This is a genomic window from Mucilaginibacter sp. P5_A6 (assembly GCF_056400585.1).
Genome location: NZ_JBFUKZ010000019.1, coordinates 40,924 through 58,355, shown reverse-complemented (window position 1 = coordinate 58,355; position 17,432 = coordinate 40,924). Strand labels below are relative to the sequence as shown.

Sequence of the window (17,432 nt, the reverse complement as noted above, 5' to 3'; positions counted from 1 at the left end):
ATAGAAATAAAAAAGACTCCGGTGCGGAGCCTTTTTATTGTTTAAACAACAACGAAAATTTGCATAGAACTTCGACTGTTTGTTTATACCGCTGCTAAGCTAACACCCGTTAGCTGACCGGCAAAGGCAACAAATGCCTTGCTGTCGGATATACGGATTTGATTATCTACCAGGTTTTGCAAATTCACTTTTCCAATAACAAACTTATAACTACCTGAATAATAGCGTTCCTGAATATGTATAAATTGCAATGCATCAACTAAACTCTCGTCATCATACCTTAAATAAATGTCCAATTCTATATTATTAGTGAATTGTAGATCTGTTTTTTCCTTGGCTTTTTTATACTCATACTGATAGCTATAACGCAATGCTGCTATATCAGACAATACCGCCGAGCCGGTAGGGTGGCCGCCTGCTCCCTTACCAAAAAAGAATTGCTGGTCGGCAAAGGCGGCCTGTACCGTTACACCGTTGTATTCATATTCTACATTGTATAAAAACTCGGTTTCATTTACAAATTTTGGTAATACAAACAGGGCTACGTTTCGCTCATCCAGTTCCTTAGCTACAGGAACTAATTTAATCTTCAGGTTTTTTTCGCGGGCATATTGCAGGTCCTGCGCTGCCAGGTTTTGAATCCCTAAATTGAAAACCTTGTGTGGTGGAATAACAACTCCGTAAGCATGCGCGGCGGCAATAACCAGCTTGTATTTGGCATCAAAACCACCAACATCACTTGTTGGATCGGTTTCGGCGAAGCCAAGGTCCTGCGCTTGTTTCAGGGCGCTGTCATAATCCAAACCTTCAATAAATCCTTTTGAAAGTATGTAGTTTGATGATCCGTTAAAAATACCGCTTATAGAGTGCAGCAATTCGTTGTCATAATACTCCTCCAGGTTGCGAATGATGGGGATGCTACCGCAAACCGCGCCTTCATATAGGAGGGAAGTTCCATATTTATGTTGAAGCTCTATTAATTCTTCCAAATGCAGCGCGATCATTTTTTTACTTGCCGATACTACATTTTTTCCGCTGCTTAAGGCTCTTGAAACAATTTCGAAAGCGGCTTCGGTATCGTTTATCAGCTCAACAATGGTGTTTATCTCCGGGTTGTCGAGCAATTCATTTTTATCAGTGGTAAAAAATTCTGCCGGTAATGTGCGCTTTTTATGCGGGTCTTTTATAGCGAATTTTACTATTTCGATGTTTAAATTTTTAGTTTTGATGATATCATATAATCCCTGCCCAACTACTCCAAATCCAAATAATCCAATACTTAACTTTTTACTCATTACGCTGTACGTTGCAATTCTATAATTTTTCCTTTTACATCGGTTTTAAAAAACGATGTGATAATATTTGTCAATGCTTCTGTTTCAATTAAAAATCCATCGTGGCCATAAAACGAATCCAGTTCGGCAAAGGCCGATTTAGGAATATGCCTGAACAGGTATTCCTGCTCCTCAATGGGAAATAACACATCTGATTTTATGCCGATAACCAGTGTACGCGCTTTGATAAGGCTTAGCGCCTTTTCAACACCATTACGGCCACGGCCCACATTATGCGAATCCATAACTTTGGTTAAATACCAGTAGCTATACGCATTAAAGCGGTTTACTAACTTTTGGCCCTGATAAGCCTGGTAGGTAGAGGCCTTAAAATCATCTGTTTTGGCATCCGTTTCTTCCTGTTGAGTTATGCCATATGTTTTATAAGTACGGTAGGAGAGCAGGGCAATGCTGCGCGCGGCTTTCAAACCATTGAGGCCACCATCAACAGTGTTATTATGAAAAGTAGGATCGGCACTTAATGCCAAACGCTGTGATTCGTTAAATGCTACTCCCCACGGAGAATGGCGGGCATTGGTTGCTATCAGTATCAAATTTTTAATCCGCTCGGGCTCAATAATTCCCCATTCAATAGCTTGCTGGCCGCCTAATGAGCCACCAATAAGGATATGGATATTACCTATCCCCAAATGATCTGCCAAAAGCTGATGTGCTTTTATAATATCCCTGATAGTAAACTGCGGAAAAGCCTGTAAATAAGGCTGCCCGTTTGCCGGGTTAATACTTAAAGGGTTGGTTGTGCCATAAGGCGAACCCAGGATATTGGCGCATACTATAAAATGCTCTTCGGCATTAAATTTATTACCTGTGCCTACAAAACCTTTCCACCAATCATAAACATCCGAATTAGCGGTTAGGGCATGGCATACCCATACCACATTATCTTTTGCTTTGTTAAGCCTGCCATAAGTATGAAAGCCTATCTCCAGTTCATGTAATTCCTCACCGGATTCAAGGCCGAATGGTTGAGTGTACTTAAATATTTCTGTGTTCATTCTTTTGTCTTGTTATCGCGGGTGCAGCTGATTTTATTGTCAGCCGCAGCCCATAACAACTTTACTATATCACTTAAAAAAAACTATACTATACTAATTGGGCCGATGCCCTTTTTATTTTGGCAAATGCCTGTTCAAAATCTGCTTTAATATCATCAATATGCTCAATACCCACAGCAACGCGTAACGAATTAGGCCTTACACCTGCCGATAACTGTTCCTCATCAGAAAGCTGCTGATGCGTAGTTGCCGATGGCTGAATGATCAATGTTTTTGCGTCGCCAACATTAGCTAAATGACTTACCAGTTTAAGATTATCAATTAGTTTACCGGCATCTTCTTTATCACCGTCTATCTCAAAGGATAACACCGCTCCAAAACCATTTTTAAGGTATTTTTTAGCCAGTTCATGGTAGGGCGATGATTCCAGTCCCGGATAGTTAACTGTTGCTACCTGGGGATGCTGGTCGAGCCATTTGGCAAGCTCCAGTGTGTTATCTACATGGCGCTGTACACGCAATGAAAGGGTTTCTAATCCCTGGATATTCAACCATGAATTAAATGGTGATTGCGAAGGGCCAAAATCTCTAAGGCCTTCCACACGGGCACGTATTATAAACTGAATGTTACCAAACGGGCCGCCAATGCCAAATACATCGGCAAATACCAAACCGTGGTAACCTTCAGACGGCTCTGTAAACTGCGGAAACTTGCCATTGGCCCAGTTATAAGTACCGCCATCAACTATTGCACCGCCAATGCTGGTTCCATGACCACCTATCCATTTGGTGGTTGATTGTACCACCACACTTGCGCCATGCTCCAACGGGCGAAACAGATACCCGCCTGCTCCAAAAGTATTATCAACTATTAAAGGCAGATCGTGCTTTTTAGCGAGAGCGCCTACCTTATCAAAATCGGCAATGGTAAAGCCGGGGTTACCTATGGTTTCCAGGAAGATGGCTTTGGTTTTACCATCGATGAGGGCTTCAATACTTTCGGCAGTATCATCTTTGGCAAAACGCGCCTCGATGCCTAAGCGCTTAAAGGCTACCTTAAACTGGTTATAAGTACCGCCATATAAAAATGGCGAGGTAACAAAGTTGTCGCCAACCTGTAATATATTATTTAATGCAATGAATTGTGCTGCCTGGCCCGATGCCGTAGCTAATCCTGCAATACCACCCTCTAAAGCCGCTATACGTTTTTCAAACACATCGGTAGTGGGGTTCATTAATCGGGTATAAATGTTGCCAAACTCCTTTAAGGCGAACAGGTTTGCACCATGCTCGGCGCTTTTAAATACGTAAGATGTAGTTTGGTAAAGCGGTACGGCGCGCGCACCTGTAGTTGGGTCAACTTCCTGGCCAGCGTGTAGTTGTAAGGTTTCGAATTTTAAGGCAGACATAGTTTTAAGTTTTTGAAGGTTATAATTAAATTTTTGATGTTTGAATGGATTTTAGCAAGCTGATAAATTGTTTACCAGTTTTACAACACGTATATTTTCAGGGATTGAAAAAGAAACGCATTAAAGCATCAACAGCAGCAACACATACAAATACCGCTATTTAAGCTAATAGGTTGTATGTTACCGTTTTGGGTATTAAAAATGTTGCCTGTAGTAATTTTAATTAAACTTTTCATGGTTATAAATTTATATTCCCCGGTGTTATTTGCCGGGACAGGAATTGGCACCTTCTTCAAAATTGAAGGGTTGCCAGCGGGTCATTGAGCCTGATCTCTCGCCGCTTCTTTATAAATCAATACCCGAACTATGCGGAGAATTGATCGACTATAGTGGTATCGCTACCAAATAATGTTCCAAAGATAAGCGGATATTTATTTAAATACCAAATTAAATTTTTATTTAGATTAAAGACTGCTGGGCAAAGGAGCAAGAACACATGGCATTTCTGTCCTTGCTCCTCCGTCTTTTCATCCTTTATCCATTCAAAGCCTGCTCCAAATCGGCCACTAAATCATCAATATGTTCCAGCCCAACCGATACCCGTAATAAGTTAAACGGTGTTTTAGTATCGGGGCCTTCCATGGTTGCACGGTGCTCTATCAAACTTTCCACACCGCCAAGGCTGGTTGCCCTGGTAAATATTTTTAGCTTGTTGATGATGTTGTGGGTATCGTTTTCATCGCCCTTAACTATAAAGGATAGCATTCCACCAAAGGCAAGCATTTGGTCTTTAGCAATTTCATGCTGCGGATGCGATGTTAAACCGGGATATAAAACCTTTTCTACTTTGGGGTGATACTCTAGAAATTCAGCTAATAACTGCGCATTGTTTACATGTGCTTTAACACGGTATGGCAGGGTTTTAATGCTGCGCACCAGCCAAAAGCAGTCGGTTGGAGAGGGGATAGCACCACCCATTTCCTGCACCTGGCGTATTTTTGCCCACCAATCGCTTTTTTCGGCGGTAATTAACGCTCCGCCCATCAGGTCGCTATGCCCGCCAAAGTATTTTGTTGCCGAATGCATTACCATATCGGCACCTAAGGCTAATGGCTGCTGGCATATCGGTGTTGCGAATGTATTGTCAACAACAACTTTGAGGTTTTTTGCTTTCGCGATAGCTGCCACCTTTTTAACATCAGTAATTTTGAGCAGCGGATTTGACGGTGTTTCTATCCAGATTACACCGGTTTCGGGCTTAATGTGCTGCAATAATACTTCACTATCGTTAACATCAATAAAATCGAAAGTTAATATACCGGCAAACAGGTTTTTAAGCTGGTTGCGCAGGCCGTGATACATATCATCGGGACAAATAATATGGGTACCCGGTTTAAGTGATTGAAATACGGCCATGCCAGCGGCATTGCCTGATGAAAATGAAGCAGCATCAACACCACCTTCTAATTGGGCTATCACATTCTCCAGTAACGAGCGGTTGGGGTTTGATGACCGGCTATAGATATGCCCTCCCGGAAAGTCGCCATCCATACCACGCTCAAACGTGGTAGACATAACAATAGGCTGTATCACAGCTCTTGATGATCCATCAATATGGTTACCCGCGTGTATGGCTATAGTTTCAGTTTTCATTTTGTATATGGTATAAATCAAAGTAAATAAGATTATTTGTGATTTACTGTAGCGACAGGCGTAAATATCACGTAATTATTAAAAAACACCTATGAAAAACCTGTACCTGCTTACCATTATCATTGTACTAACGGCCTCAGGCTGCCAAAAAGAAAACATTGCCAAACAAAGCGAATATGATACCAGTTATAAAGCGTGGTTAAGCTTTAAAAGCAGTGCAAAAAATTCCTATTCGTACACCACAAGTTTTGGCTCGTGGACAGGTTTTGGTGTTAGCATCAAAACAGGCGTTAGTAATGGCAAAGTTGTATCGCGCAATTACATCCGGATACAATCACGCAATGATGGTACTAACAAAACCGACACAGTTAAAACCTGGCATGAAGATGCCGCTACTATAAATACACATCCTAATGATGCCGGCATCGCCCTTACCATTGATGGCGTATACTTAAAAGCGCGCACCGAATGGCTTAAAGTTGATGCAAAAAGCAACGACATTATATTTGAAGCAAAAAACAATGGTTTAATATCAAACTGTGGTTATGTGCCTCATGGCTGCCAGGACGATTGCTTTAACGGAGTTACCATTACAACGATAACAGCCTTGTAAGCTAAAAGCCAAAAGCTCAAGGCATAAAGCTTTTTGAAATATGGCTATCTGTCTTAGGCTTCTTTCCGCTCATAATCTGATTGTCAAGAATGACTTGCGCTTTAAGCTTTCCGCCTTGAGCTTTCTGCTTTTTTAGTACATTTGTACAAAGTTTTTTTAATGGAGGCTGAAAATAATTTACAGTTATTATTACAAAATCCGGATCTGCCTGCTGATTTAAAGCACATTGCCGGGAAAGTACAACGCAGCGAACGGATAACCTTTGATGAAGGTGTTACATTATATGAACAGGGCGACCTGGGTTACCTGGGCGTTTTGGCCAACTACATCCGCGAAAAACGCCATGGCGATAAAACTTATTTCAATCGTAATTTCCATATAGAGCCTACCAATCTTTGTGTTTACGATTGTAAATTTTGTTCATACTCGCGCCTGCTGAAACAAAAGTCAGAGGGCTGGGAGTATACCATGGACGAGATGTTTAACATGGTTACCAAATACGATGATGAACCGGTAACCGAAGTTCATATTGTAGGCGGTGTATTGCCGCAATACGATGTGCCTTTTTACCAGGAACTTTTTAACAGAATCAGGGATCATCGTCCCGGGCTGCACATTAAAGCGCTGACACCTGTTGAATACCATTATATATTTAAGAAAGCTAAAATAGACTACGCAACGGGCATGCGCCTGATGTATGAGGCAGGCTTAGGTTCGATACCGGGCGGCGGCGCCGAGATCTTTCACCCGGAAGTTCGTGAACTGATTTCGAAAGATAAATGTACCGGCGACCAGTGGCTGGCTATCCATGAAGAATGGCATAAACTGGGAGGGCGCTCAAATGCTACTATGCTGTATGGTCATATCGAGAAATTCCATCACCGTGTTGACCATATGGAACAGTTACGGCAACTACAGGATAAAACAGGTGGTTTCCAAACGTTTATCCCTTTAAAATTCCGCAACCAGGATAACCAGATGTCGCACGTGCCCGAATCGAGCGTAATTGAGGATTTGCGAAATTATGCCATAGCCCGCATCTACCTGGATAATTTTGATCATATTAAAGCTTACTGGGCAATGATCAGCCGCACTACTGCGCAGCTTTCTCTTAATTTTGGTGTCGATGATATTGATGGCACCCTTGATGATACTACAAAGATTTACTCCATGGCAGGCGCCGAAGAGCAGCACCCCGGCATGAGCACCAAACAATTGGTGGAGCTGATAAAAAATGTAGGCAGGCACCCCATAGAGCGCGACACGCTTTATAATGTAGTTACCGATTACAAGGATTTTGAATTCCCGGAAACTCAGCCCAAGCCACAATACTACAAACTGCCGGTAATTAATTAGGTAAAAGCTGAAAGCCGAAGGCCCAAAGCAGAAAGCAGAAGGCAAAAAGCTTCAATTGATTAGAAAAGGGCTTTTTGCTTTAGGCCTTAAGCTTTTAGCTTAAAAAAAGAATGATAGAAAAAACTTTATATATAGTACGTCACGGCCAAACAGAGCTTAACCGGCAAGGAATTGTACAGGGCCGTGGTATGAACACCGATTTGAATGATGAGGGGCGCAAACAAGCCCGTCAGTTTTACGAGGCTTATAAAGATGTTGCTTTTGATAAAATCTATGTATCAGCGTTAAAGCGTACCCAGCAAAGCGTTCAATCCTTTATCGACCTTGGTATCCCGTACGAAAAGCTATCCGGTTTAGATGAGCTGGCCTGGGGTATCCATGAAGGGCAGCCAAGCACTATCGAAAACCGGTCGGTATTTTTACAGATCATGCGCGACTGGATGGATGGCCGTTTAGACAGTAAGTTTGAAGGCGGTGAAAGCCCCAATGAGGTAGCGGTACGCCAGCGGGAAGCTATGCAGCTTATTATGAGTCACCCTGAAGAAAAAACGGTACTGATTTGCATGCATGGTCGTGCCATGCGTTTATTGCTTTGTATTTTAACCGGCAAGCCATTAACCGAAATGGATTGCTTCCCTCACCAAAACCTGGTGCTGTACAAAGTTGCTTATGATGGCAGCACGTTCGCGATCATCGATTTTAATAATGCCGAACATTTAAAACATTCCTGAAAGCGTTTCTTGTGAAAAAGATCAGAATATCAGCAGTTAGCTATACCAATACCAAGCCCTTTATATACGGTTTACAACAAACAGGATTCATAGATAAAATAGAACTAAGTCTGGACATGCCCTCAGTCTGTGCCCAAAAACTCATAGATGATGTAGTGGATATCGGCCTCATCCCTGTGGCAGCTACCTTAAACCTGCCGCAATGGGAAATCGTATCCAACTATTGCATCGGTGCTGTAGGCGCCGTAAACTCGGTTTTTATTTTTAGTAATTGTGCTGTTGAGGATATCAAATATCTGCAGCTTGATCCTGAATCGCGATCATCAAATAATCTGGCCCTTGTGCTGCTCAAAAACTTTTGGAAGATTAACCCGGAGTTGGTTAATGACACACCCTGCTATGGTTTATCAACCGAAGCCAATACTGCTTTTGTTCAAATAGGCGACCGTACCTTTGGTAAAAAAGAAAAGTATAAATACGCATATGATCTTGCCGAAGAGTGGCAAAAGTTTACCGGCCTTCCATTTATGTTTGCCGGCTGGATAGCCAACAAACCCATCCCGCAGGAATTTATGGATGAGTTTAACGCCGCCCTCAAATACGGCCTCGACCATCGTCATGAACTATTCAAAGAAATCGCCATGCGCGATGATTTTGATATTATGGATTACCTGATGGTGAAGATAGATTTTGAATTAACCGAGGATAAGAAGAAGGCATTGTTTATGTTCCTGGATCTGATAACGCAATTGCAGGATTAGGCAGGATTTTTGTCTGAACCGGAATTTGTCAAATTTAGGAATTTACCGAATTTGCCTTTGAAGTTAAAATTCTATTAATTTGATGAATTCGACAAATTCCGGTTCAGAAATTTAATTGCAAGAATAAATCCTTCTTAATCCCTTAATCGTCTTAAAACATTATTCTGCAAATTTCATTGGTTATATTGAACAATTAAATCTGTTGTTAAATGAACCATACTCCATCATTAAAAAACCAGGCGGCGTTAATAACCGGTTCCGATAGCGGAATAGGTAAGGGTGTTGCCATAGCTTTGGCTGCTGCCGGCGCCAAAGTGTTAATCAATTACGCCCATAATCATGATGCTGCCGAAGAAGTAGTAAGCCAAATAAAAGCTGCCGGCGGTGAAGCCTTTGCTGTTCGGGCTGATGTAAGCCATGAAGAAGAAGTAAAAGCCATGTTTGCGCAAATGTTTGAGCATTATGGCACTATTGATATCCTGGTAAATAATGCCGGGTTGCAAAAGGATTCCAAATTTGTGGATATGACTTTAGACGACTGGAATAAAGTGATCAGCATTAACTTAACCGGGCAGTTTTTATGCTCGCGCGAGGCTGCTAAGGAGTTCATCCGCAGGGGAGTAGTTGAAGACAGGAGCAGGGCAGCCGGAAAGATCATTTGTATGAGCAGTGTGCATGAAGTAATTCCCTGGGCCGGGCACGTTAATTATGCGGCAAGCAAGGGAGGCATCAGCATGTTCATGAAAAGTATAGCGCAGGAACTGGCTCCTCATAAAATAAGGGTTGTTGGTATAGGGCCGGGCGCCATTCAAACCCCCATCAATAAATCTGCCTGGGAAACGCCCGAAGCTTTAGATAAACTACTTACCCTGATACCTTATAACAGGATAGGTAAACCAGATGATATTGGTAAACTGGCCGCCTGGCTGGCATCGGATGAGGCCGATTACATTACTGGAGCAACCATTTTTATGGATGGCGGCATGACTTTATATCCCGGATTTGCAGATAATGGTTAATTTGATGGTAACAGCAGGTAAATAAATCTGTTTTTGATTTGCTAAACCGATTTTTCGTATGCTTTTTTGTTTAAGATATTGTAAAATATACACTAAGTGATTTGCGAAAATCTAAATTTTATACGTCAAATTGACTGTTATTATCAAATATTCATAAAAGTTAAATTTTATTTGCCAAGTTGATAACATTCCTATACTTTTGTTATGGATTTAAAATTTAAACATACATGAAAAAGATATTTTTAACAACCGCAATTGCCGCTTTATTAAGTGTTAATGTATTTGCTGCCGATGGTGGTAAAAGAGTAGATGGAGGCACAAACGTTTCTTACGTAGCCTTACATGGTTTCACAGTTGATTTTGCTGATGCAAAAGATGTAAACTGGACAGTAACAAAAAACTGCCAGAAAGCAACTTTCACTGTTGATGGCGTTAGAAAAACCGCGTTTTATAACCTTAGCGGCGAGTACCTTGGTGTTACACAACGTGTTGACTCTAAAGCTATCCCTGCTAAAACAATGAAACAAATCAACAAAGACTATGCTGGTTACCAAATTGGCGAAGTTATTGTTTACCAGGCTAATACTGATGTAAACCCTAACATCGAAGCTACTTCATACTTCGTTGATTTGAAAAATGATGCTCACGAGGTACTTGTAAGAATAACTCAACAAGCTAACCTTGAATTTTTTCAACAAGTGAAATAATCACCCGGAAATCGCTTTAATATTAGCCGTTCAGAAATATCTGGACGGCTTTTTTGTTTTACAAATATTGTAATTCTTCCCTTTTAGCAAACAAATATGGCTGTTTACACCTTTATAAAACATCAAGTAATAAATATTAATAAGTATTATGCCAAAGACTATCATTGTATCTAACCGCTTACCTGTAAAAATTTCTAAAATTGATGACGAATATAATTTATCATCAAGCGAGGGGGGGCTTGCAACCGGTTTAGGTTCAATATACAAACAAGATGATAATGTGTGGATTGGCTGGCCGGGARTTGAAATTGCCGAACAGCAGGATAAKGATAAGGTTACACATCAGTTAAAAGAATTAAGTCTTATCCCTGTGTTTCTTGACCAGGAAGAGATCAACCAATATTACGAAGGTTTTTCAAACGAGGTTTTATGGCCGGTTTTTCATTACTATGCCTCAACCTATGCCAATTACAAGCAATCTAATTGGGATTATTACCAGGCCGTTAATAAAAAGTTCAGGGATGTAATTTTAAGTATTGCCGAGCCTGGCGACGTGATCTGGATTCATGATTACCAGCTATTGCTGTTGCCAGCCCTGGTTAGGAGCGAATTGCCCGATGTTTCCATAGGATTTTTTCTGCATATTCCATTTCCATCGCATGAAATGTTCAGATTGATACCGTGGCGGTCGGAATTGCTGGATGGAATGCTTGGCGCGGACCTGATTGGTTTTCATACGTTTGATGATGTGCGCCATTTTTTGGGTGCAACAACCCGCATTTTGCCGGTAACCTCGTCATCAAACATTATCACAACAGGCGAACGGTCAATTGTTATAGAATCATTCCCGATGGGGATAGATGAACGGAAATATGCTTCGTTACCGTTGCAGGAAGATGTACAGCACCAGATTGAGCTGTTAAAAAATAATTTTAAAGACATTAAGCTCATTCTGTCTGTCGATAGGCTCGATTATAGCAAAGGCATACTTCAACGTTTGCAGGCTTTTGAATTATTGCTGCAATTACACCCGGAATGTATTGAAAAGATAGCATTGTATATGATTGTGGTACCCTCGCGGGATACAGTACCGCAGTATGCACACCTGCGTGATGAGATAGATAAAAAGGTAGGTAATATCAACTCCATTTACCGCACAATGGACTGGAGCCCTATACATTATTACTACCGTTCGTTCCCGATCGAGATGCTTTCGGCCTTGTATTACACCGCCGATGTTTGTTTAATAACTCCTATGAGGGATGGCATGAACCTGGTAAGCAAGGAGTATGTAGCCAGCCGTATAAATGACGATGGTGTATTAATTATGAGCGAGATGGCAGGTTCATCTAAAGAGTTAATTGATGCTATAATTGTGAACCCCAACAACACCGGCGAGGTTTGCCGGGCCATAGTGCAGGCTATCAACATGCCTTTGGATGAACAGCGGAAACGCATGATACCAATGCGACAACTGGTTACCAAATTTAATGTTTCGCACTGGGTTAAAATATTTATGGATCGGCTGAAAGAAGTAAAACTGATGCAACGATCTTTGCAGGCCAGGCACGTGAGCAATTCAACCGAGCAGTCTATCATTAACCGTTATATCAAAACCAAAAAACGGATTATATTTTTAGATTATGATGGCACGCTGGTAGGTTTTAAATCAAACATCGAGCAGGCAAGTCCGGATGCGGAGCTTTATAACATTATTAATAAACTTACCGAAGACCCCGCTAACCAGGTAGTATTGATAAGCGGCCGCAAGCACCAAAATCTTGACGAATGGTTTAGCCTTGCCAATATTTACCTGATTGCCGAACATGGCTCCTGGTTTAAGCAGCAAGGCACGTCATGGCATAAAATCGGAGGTCTGTCAGATCAGTGGAAACAAGATATTTACCCCATCCTGGAAACCTATGTAGACCGCACTCCGGGTTCGTTCATCGAAGAAAAAACATACTCACTGGTGTGGCACTATCGCAAGGCCCCGGCTGGCTTAGGCGAGCTTAGAGCGGGCGAATTAATGAATAATCTTAAATACCTTGCCAGCGATAAGGGCTTACAGTTACTTCCGGGCGATAAGGTATTGGAAATTAAGAATATGGATATTAACAAAGGCAAAGCCGCCTTAACGCTTACAGAAGGCAAAGACTATGATTTTATTATTGCCTTTGGTGATGATCATACCGATGAGGATATCTTTAAAGCACTGCCAGATAGCGCTATAACCATTAAAGTTGGAAGTAACTTATCCGCAGCTAAGTTTTACCTGCGCAACCCGCAGGAGGTACGCAACCTGCTTACAAGTTTTACTAAGCACGTTGGGGTAGAAGTAAGTTGAAAGGTTAGAATGTTGAAAGGTTGGAATGTTAAATTATAACGTTTCAACATTCCAACTTTACAACCTTATCACAACTTTCTAATTTTACAACATTCAAACTTTACAACAATGTTCGCCCCCTCAACTTTACAACGTTTTAACTTTCCAACTTTCCAACAACATAGAACTACAAGAATATCGGCCTGTCCAGCTTAATAGCTATACGGTATGCCGCGTTCATTAAACCTACATGGCTATAGGCCTGTGGGAAATTGCCCCATTGGCTGCCATCGTTTTCGTCTACATCTTCACTAAACAGCAACAGGTGATTGGAGTATTGCAACAGGTTGGCAAACTCACGTTGTGCATCGTCAATACGCCCAACGCTGGCCAGGGCTTCTACATACCAAAATGCGCATATCAGGAAGGTTGTTTTGGGTTTACCAAAATCATCTTTATATAAATACCTGTAAAATAACCCATTAGGTGTTTTTAGCTCTTTTTCTAATGCAAGTAAATGATCTTTTGCTCTTTGAGATTCAGGATCGAGGTAATTCATCATAATTAACTGCAGCGTACTGGCATCAAGATTTGAACTCCCTGCCGAATTGGTGTATACCTTCCTGACAGGATCATAACAGCTTTCAATGTGCGCGGCGGCGCGGCCTTTTAATGATATGGCTTTATCAATCAGTTCTTTATTATCAATAGTACGCGCCATTTTTTCTGCTGCCGATGCACCTGCCCACTGGAACAGGTTGCTGTAACAATGTATATTGGCCATGTTCCTGAACTCCCAGATGCCGGCATCTTTTTCGTCTATAGTGCGTTCAATTTTATTAAGCAGCGATTCGATCCATTTCACTGAATCTTTTCGCTCCGAAAAAACAAAGCGATGATCTGTATATAGCGGGAGCATAGAGATCATCACCTGTCCGTAAATATCATTTTGTATATGCTCTGATGCCTGGTTGCCTATGCGTACCGGCTGGTTGCCCATGTAACCGTCCAAATCGGTCAGTATATGCTCAACCAGGTCCTTTTTGCCCGTTATTCCATAAAGCGGCTGGTAGCGCTGTTCATCAGAAAAAGAAATATCTGTTACATAGCCAAAGTATTTTTCCATTTCCTCAAAATGCCCAATGTGATTGAGTGCGGTTATAACATAATAGGTATCGCGCAGCCAGCAATAGCGGTAGTCCCAGTTACGGCCGCTTCCCGGCGATTCGGGCAAGCTGGTAGTACTTGCAGCTATAATTGCTCCCGTATCTTCAAACTGGTGTATTTTAAGCGCCAACCCCGAACGAATTACAAAAGGCTGGTAATACCCGGCTATGGATGAGTGCTTGATCCATGTGCGCCAGTATTGGATGGTTTCTGCTAAAAAGCGTTCTGTGGTAGTTATCAATGGCGCTTCCAGGGGTTCGCCATAAGTAAGTGCGAGGTATTTTATCTCGTTAAGTACAAATGGCTGCTCATCAAACACATAACTGATGGGTATATTGGTTGTAAGCCTTATATTTTCTTCTCCGCCGAGATATTGTATATGGTTACTGCCGCGATTAACGGTTAATTTTACAGCACCATATTCAGATACAGGTTCGCATTTAACCTTTACCCTTGGCGAACCCTCAATAGCTTCAATCTTTCTAAACAGCATCAAGGGTTTATAGTAGCGCTGATGCTGGTAAAAACGGGGTGCAAAATCGGTTACACGGTATTTGCCGCCGCTGGCAGGGCTTATTTCGGTAATTAAAACGTTGGTATTTTCCAAGTAATATTGATGTGAAGTAAATTCCCCGTCGGGCAGAATTGAAAACTGGCCGCCTTTCTTTTTATCCAGTAATCCACCGAAGATGAAAGTACTATCGAACCGGGGCCAGCACAGCCACTCCACATTTGTATTTTTATGTATATGCGCTAAAAATGCGCAGTTTCCAATTATTCCGGTATCGTAGGTATGTCGTTCCATTAATAATATTGCTTTTAGCTTGTTCAAGTGTTCAACAACATTGCTTGTGTAATGTTGGCGTAAATTGCGTTATAATTTCTGTTTAATTTTGATTTATCAAACAATGTATATTAACTTAGTAGTCTTTAATCTACTATAAATCACACAAATCATGAGTTTACGATTAGGCGATAAAGCCCCCAATTTTAAAGCAAAAACTTCTGCCGGAGACATCGATTTTTACGAATACCTTGGCGACAGCTGGGGTGTATTGTTTTCGCACCCAGGCGATTATACACCGGTTTGCACAACCGAACTTGGCAGAACCGCAGCGTTAAAAGATGAATTTACAAAACGTAACGTAAAAGTACTGGCCCTTAGTGTTGATTCACTTGATTCACACACCGGCTGGATAAATGATATCAATGAAACGCAGGGAGTGGAGGTAAACTTCCCGATAATTGCTGATGAAGACCGCAAAATTTCTGAAGCTTATGATATGATCCATCCAAACGCATCAGTAAATGCAACCGTGCGCTCATTATTCATCATTGGCCCTGATAAGGCTGTAAAGCTGATCATCACTTACCCGGCATCAACAGGCCGCAATTTCCAGGAAATTTTAAGGGTGATAGATTCATTGCAATTAACCGCGAACTACGGGGTAGCCACACCGGTTGATTGGAAGGATGGCGAGGACGTAGTTGTAGTGCCTGCAATTAAAACTGAAGACATCCCGGCCAAATTTCCAAAGGGTTATACTGCCATAAAACCCTATTTAAGGATTACTCCGCAACCAAATAAATAATTTTATTTGGTTTATTAATTATTTTATATATTTGAAAAAGATAGGGTTATCTATTCCGTCTGAACATTAAAACCATTTTATTTTCAGTTTGGCTTTAGTTTTTAATCTATATAACAAAAATTTTTAATACTAATTATAATTATGAAAACTGGAAAAGTAAAATGGTTTAACACACAAAAAGGATATGGCTTTATTGTTACCGATGATGGTAAGGATCTTTTTGTACACTTTAAGGATGTACAGGGCGGCGTAAATGCCATTAAAGATAATGATAGCGTTACTTACGAAGTGGAAGAAGGCCGAAAAGGATTACAGGCAGTAAATGTTAAAAAAGCATAATTAACCAAAGTCTTCACARCAGACCTCTGCAACCACAGAGGTTTTTTTTGTGCTATTTTTTTTGATTATATATAATTCTGCTACTTTAGCCAATCAACTATATAACTATGACTAATGTTACCGCTTCTACCAATATTACCGCTTCCAAAGCTACAAGAAATATGATATTCCTTGTTCTTGTGGCTTCCCTTGGCTATTTTGTTGACATCTATGATCTTTTAGTTTTTTCGATAGTACGTAAAGCCAGCTTGCTGGATATTGGCGTTTCTGCGGCAGATGTATTACCTAAGGGCGTGTTTATCATCAACGTGCAGATGTTTGGCCTTTTATTGGGCGGCATTTTGTGGGGTGTAATTGGCGATAAGCTGGGCCGTATTAAAGTGCTGTTTGGTTCCATTCTTTTATACTCAATAGCCAATTTTGCTAATGCTTACGTGCACGATGTAAACACCTATGCATTGGTTAGGTTTATTGCAGGTATTGGCCTTGCCGGCGAACTTGGCGCAGGCATTACCCTGGTAAGCGAAACATTGAGTAAAGAAAAACGCGGATACGGAACAATGATTGTTGCGGTAATTGGTTTATTTGGCGCGGCTGCAGCTGTAATGGTTGCTAAACATGGCTGGCAAAATGCCTATAAAGTAGGTGGGGGGCTTGGCATACTTTTGTTACTGTTAAGGATAGGAACTTTTGAATCGGGTATGTTTAAAAACATTGAGCAAAGCAAAGTATCAAAAGGAAACTTCTTTATGTTATTTGGCAGTTGGGATAAGTTTAAAAAATACATTTATTGTATCCTTATCGGGGCGCCATTATGGTATGTGGTGGGGGTATTGGTTACCTTATCGCCTGAGTTTGGCAAAGCCCTGGGAGCAAAAGAAGCCTTAAGCGCTGCCGATGGGGTTTTATACACATACATTGGCATAGCCATTGGTGATATTTTTGCCGGGCTGCTTGCCCAGATCACCAAATCAAGAAAACTTACAATGGTGGTATTTTTATTGTTATCGGTGGTGAGCGTTATATTTTATTTAAGCTCAAAAGATTTAACCAATGCCCGGTTTGTGTGGCTCTGCTTTTTCATGGGCTGTTCTGTTGGCTACTGGGCAACATTTGTTACCATTGCAGCCGAGCAATTTGGCACCAACATCCGTTCAACAGTTACCACTACAGTTCCAAACTTTGTAAGGGGATCTTTAATTCCAATTAATATGGCTTTTGCAGCCTTTGTAAAAAGCTATGGCATGGTAACCAGTGGTTATATCATGATGGGCATCCTTACACTCATTGCATTATTTTCGTTAAGCCAGCTAAAGGAAACCTTTGGTAAAGACCTTGATTATGTGGAGATAAGTTAATTTGAAGATTTGGTAATTATTGACGCTATTTACATTTTCAAATTGCCAAATC

At 41.2% G+C, this 17,432-nt stretch carries 15 protein-coding genes and 1 riboswitch; of the genes, 10 read left to right on the top strand and 5 right to left on the bottom strand.

Features of this window, described 5'->3' with window-relative positions; genetic code table 11:
• Positions 1-83: 83 nt before the first annotated feature.
• From AC1DO4_RS18960 to AC1DO4_RS18945, 4 genes are all read right to left on the bottom strand, one after another.
• Entirely contained in the window at positions 84-1,295 is a 1,212-nt protein-coding gene (locus AC1DO4_RS18960) for a homoserine dehydrogenase (protein WP_477418651.1), read from the bottom strand.
• Positions 1,295-2,350 carry a homoserine O-acetyltransferase family protein gene (locus tag AC1DO4_RS18955; RefSeq protein WP_477418649.1) on the bottom strand — a complete coding sequence of 352 codons (1,056 nt, stop codon included), beginning with the start codon at positions 2,348-2,350 and terminating at the stop codon, positions 1,295-1,297. The genes AC1DO4_RS18960 and AC1DO4_RS18955 overlap by 1 nt, the downstream gene beginning before the upstream one ends.
• An 88-nt stretch (positions 2,351-2,438) precedes the next feature.
• Complete coding sequence (locus tag AC1DO4_RS18950) at positions 2,439-3,758, bottom strand: O-acetylhomoserine aminocarboxypropyltransferase/cysteine synthase family protein (RefSeq protein WP_477418647.1); 1,320 nt, start codon at positions 3,756-3,758, stop codon at positions 2,439-2,441.
• 243 nt (positions 3,759-4,001) lie between these two features.
• Positions 4,002-4,112, bottom strand: a riboswitch (SAM riboswitch).
• Positions 4,113-4,292: 180 nt separating this feature from the next.
• Complete coding sequence (locus AC1DO4_RS18945) at positions 4,293-5,411, bottom strand: trans-sulfuration enzyme family protein (RefSeq protein ID WP_477418645.1); 1,119 nt, start codon at positions 5,409-5,411, stop codon at positions 4,293-4,295.
• 91 nt (positions 5,412-5,502) lie between these two features.
• Between AC1DO4_RS18945 and AC1DO4_RS18940 the strand changes: the two genes are divergently transcribed.
• The 7 genes from AC1DO4_RS18940 to AC1DO4_RS18910 all read left to right on the top strand — a co-directional run bounded on the left by AC1DO4_RS18940 (position 5,503) and on the right by AC1DO4_RS18910 (position 12,945).
• Positions 5,503-6,024, top strand: a complete 522-nt coding sequence (locus AC1DO4_RS18940; protein WP_477418642.1) for a hypothetical protein — start codon at positions 5,503-5,505, stop codon at positions 6,022-6,024.
• Positions 6,025-6,183: 159 nt separating this feature from the next.
• Positions 6,184-7,380 carry an aminofutalosine synthase MqnE gene (gene mqnE / locus AC1DO4_RS18935; protein WP_477418640.1) on the top strand — a complete coding sequence of 399 codons (1,197 nt, stop codon included), beginning with the start codon at positions 6,184-6,186 and terminating at the stop codon, positions 7,378-7,380.
• Between the two features lie 110 nt (positions 7,381-7,490).
• Positions 7,491-8,111, top strand: coding sequence for a histidine phosphatase family protein (locus AC1DO4_RS18930; RefSeq protein ID WP_477418638.1), 621 nt, complete (start codon positions 7,491-7,493; stop codon positions 8,109-8,111).
• An 11-nt stretch (positions 8,112-8,122) separates the two neighbouring features.
• On the top strand, positions 8,123-8,872 hold the full coding sequence (locus AC1DO4_RS18925; RefSeq protein ID WP_477418636.1) for a menaquinone biosynthetic enzyme MqnA/MqnD family protein: 750 nt from the start codon (positions 8,123-8,125) through the stop codon (positions 8,870-8,872).
• Between the two features lie 209 nt (positions 8,873-9,081).
• Positions 9,082-9,891, top strand: coding sequence for an SDR family oxidoreductase (locus AC1DO4_RS18920; RefSeq protein ID WP_477418634.1), 810 nt, complete (start codon positions 9,082-9,084; stop codon positions 9,889-9,891).
• Between the two features lie 227 nt (positions 9,892-10,118).
• Positions 10,119-10,598: a hypothetical protein gene (locus AC1DO4_RS18915; protein ID WP_477418632.1), complete on the top strand. Its 480-nt coding sequence runs from the start codon at positions 10,119-10,121 to the stop codon at positions 10,596-10,598.
• 148 nt (positions 10,599-10,746) lie between these two features.
• Entirely contained in the window at positions 10,747-12,945 is a 2,199-nt protein-coding gene (locus tag AC1DO4_RS18910; protein WP_477418631.1) for a bifunctional alpha,alpha-trehalose-phosphate synthase (UDP-forming)/trehalose-phosphatase, read from the top strand.
• Positions 12,946-13,111: 166 nt separating this feature from the next.
• On the opposite strand, the gene AC1DO4_RS18905 is transcribed toward AC1DO4_RS18910, so the two are convergent.
• Positions 13,112-14,896: a glycoside hydrolase family 15 protein gene (locus AC1DO4_RS18905; protein ID WP_477418629.1), complete on the bottom strand. Its 1,785-nt coding sequence runs from the start codon at positions 14,894-14,896 to the stop codon at positions 13,112-13,114.
• Positions 14,897-15,047: 151 nt separating this feature from the next.
• Here AC1DO4_RS18905 and AC1DO4_RS18900 point away from each other — a divergent pair, with 151 nt between their 5' ends.
• The 3 genes from AC1DO4_RS18900 (at position 15,048) to AC1DO4_RS18890 (ending at position 17,380) form a co-directional block, all read left to right on the top strand.
• Complete coding sequence (locus AC1DO4_RS18900; RefSeq protein WP_477418627.1) at positions 15,048-15,683, top strand: peroxiredoxin; 636 nt, start codon at positions 15,048-15,050, stop codon at positions 15,681-15,683.
• Positions 15,684-15,824: 141 nt separating this feature from the next.
• Positions 15,825-16,022 carry a cold-shock protein gene (locus tag AC1DO4_RS18895; protein ID WP_091142652.1) on the top strand — a complete coding sequence of 66 codons (198 nt, stop codon included), beginning with the start codon at positions 15,825-15,827 and terminating at the stop codon, positions 16,020-16,022.
• A gap of 107 nt (positions 16,023-16,129) precedes the next feature.
• Positions 16,130-17,380, top strand: coding sequence for an MFS transporter (locus tag AC1DO4_RS18890; protein WP_477418625.1), 1,251 nt, complete (start codon positions 16,130-16,132; stop codon positions 17,378-17,380).
• The last annotated feature ends 52 nt before the right edge of the window (positions 17,381-17,432 follow it).

What these genes read in the sequence shown, in the direction of transcription:
- AC1DO4_RS18895 (WP_091142652.1), top strand. Translation starts at nt 15,825, where the DNA reads ATGAAAACTGGAAAAGTAAAATGGTTTAACACACAAAAAGGATATGGC.
- AC1DO4_RS18905 (WP_477418629.1), bottom strand. Translation starts at nt 14,896, where the DNA reads ATGGAACGACATACCTACGATACCGGAATAATTGGAAACTGCGCATTT.
- AC1DO4_RS18955 (WP_477418649.1), bottom strand. Translation starts at nt 2,350, where the DNA reads ATGAACACAGAAATATTTAAGTACACTCAACCATTCGGCCTTGAATCC.
- AC1DO4_RS18920 (WP_477418634.1), top strand. Translation starts at nt 9,082, where the DNA reads ATGAACCATACTCCATCATTAAAAAACCAGGCGGCGTTAATAACCGGT.
- AC1DO4_RS18960 (WP_477418651.1), bottom strand. Translation starts at nt 1,295, where the DNA reads ATGAGTAAAAAGTTAAGTATTGGATTATTTGGATTTGGAGTAGTTGGG.
- AC1DO4_RS18940 (WP_477418642.1), top strand. Translation starts at nt 5,503, where the DNA reads ATGAAAAACCTGTACCTGCTTACCATTATCATTGTACTAACGGCCTCA.
- AC1DO4_RS18950 (WP_477418647.1), bottom strand. Translation starts at nt 3,758, where the DNA reads ATGTCTGCCTTAAAATTCGAAACCTTACAACTACACGCTGGCCAGGAA.
- AC1DO4_RS18930 (WP_477418638.1), top strand. Translation starts at nt 7,491, where the DNA reads ATGATAGAAAAAACTTTATATATAGTACGTCACGGCCAAACAGAGCTT.
- AC1DO4_RS18915 (WP_477418632.1), top strand. Translation starts at nt 10,119, where the DNA reads ATGAAAAAGATATTTTTAACAACCGCAATTGCCGCTTTATTAAGTGTT.
- AC1DO4_RS18945 (WP_477418645.1), bottom strand. Translation starts at nt 5,411, where the DNA reads ATGAAAACTGAAACTATAGCCATACACGCGGGTAACCATATTGATGGA.
- mqnE (WP_477418640.1), top strand. Translation starts at nt 6,184, where the DNA reads ATGGAGGCTGAAAATAATTTACAGTTATTATTACAAAATCCGGATCTG.
- AC1DO4_RS18900 (WP_477418627.1), top strand. Translation starts at nt 15,048, where the DNA reads ATGAGTTTACGATTAGGCGATAAAGCCCCCAATTTTAAAGCAAAAACT.
- AC1DO4_RS18890 (WP_477418625.1), top strand. Translation starts at nt 16,130, where the DNA reads ATGACTAATGTTACCGCTTCTACCAATATTACCGCTTCCAAAGCTACA.